Source organism: Bradyrhizobium mercantei, assembly GCF_001982635.1.
In the GTDB taxonomy this organism is placed as follows: Bacteria; Pseudomonadota; Alphaproteobacteria; order Rhizobiales; family Xanthobacteraceae; genus Bradyrhizobium; species Bradyrhizobium mercantei.
In genome coordinates this window covers 1-1,089 of the sequence record NZ_MKFI01000040.1, presented here as the reverse complement: position 1 = coordinate 1,089, position 1,089 = coordinate 1, and the positions used below count along the sequence as shown (strand labels likewise).

The following is a 1,089-nucleotide window of genomic DNA, read 5'->3' as shown; positions in this document are numbered from 1 at the left end:
CAGCAAGGCGGGCGTGCCCGCGCCGGCGGCCAGCACCGCGCTGTCGGCGTCCAGCGAGGTGCGGCCATCGACCTGCACGCCCGTGATCCTGCCCCCGGCCACGCGCAGCAGCGGCGGCTGCGTCAGGGTCACGAACTGGCCGTCGCGCGCGGCGATGCGCCGGCGCAGGACATGGAGGTATTCGGGCAGGTCGACCCAGCCTTCGCCCGGCGTGTGCACCAGCGCATGGCCGTCGAGCGCGGCCCTGTCCAGCGCGGGTTCGAGCCGCGCCGCCGCATCGGCATCGACCCAGGTATTGCCATAGCCCGACTGGCTCAGCGCCTCGGCGCGCGCCTGCAGCAGCTCCCGCTTGTCGGCGTCGCGCCAGGTCAGCGAACCGTCAAAGCGCAGCCATGGCGCGCCGGGTCCGGCCAGGGTGCGGTAGCGGTCCAGCGACAGCAGCCGCAGGCGCCGGTAGCTTTCCGGCGCCGCGCCGAACGCGTTGAGCCACGAATACGACCGCAGCGACGCGGTCCGGTGATCCAGCGGCGGCGCGGCCACCACCACCCGCGCCCCGCGCTCGGCCAGCTCGGCCGCGACATTCAACCCCAATACGCCGGCACCGAGCACGACGACTTTCCTTACCGCTGGCATCAAACACATCCTTCGACCACGACTTGATTGCCACCCATTCTGGGCAAGCATCCGTGGCGCGCCAACGATGGAATACGTATATCAATATCGGTTTTCCGCGCGCGGTGGCGAAGGCGTTTCAGACCGCCGGCAACTGATGCGTCACGCAGTGGATTCCGCCGCCGCCCGAGGCGATCGCGTCGATGTCCAGCTGCACCACGTCGCGGCCGGGATACAAGGCGCGCAGCAGGTCCCGCGCCTTGCCATCGGCGCGGGCATCGCCGAACTCGGGCGCGATCACGGCGCCGTTGATGACGAAGTAGTTGATGTAGCCGGCGGCGAAATCGTCGTTGTCTTCCTGGTAGACGCTGGCCCGGGGACGGCGCGGCGGCGACAGCGTGTGCAGCTGCAGCCGGTTGCCGTCGGCGTCGGTGGCGGACCGCAGGATCTCCAGGTGCGCGCGGGTCACGTCGTAGT

Annotated in this window: 2 protein-coding genes; both read right to left on the bottom strand. The window is 70.4% G+C overall.

What is annotated here, in order from left to right:
* The coding region (locus BI327_RS40760) for an NAD(P)/FAD-dependent oxidoreductase (protein ID WP_210191258.1) at positions 1-633 on the bottom strand (633 nt) is incomplete at its 3' end.
* A 118-nt stretch (positions 634-751) separates the two neighbouring features.
* Positions 752-1,089: agmatine deiminase family protein (locus tag BI327_RS40755; protein WP_143271806.1), on the bottom strand; the 338-nt coding region annotated here is incomplete at its 5' end.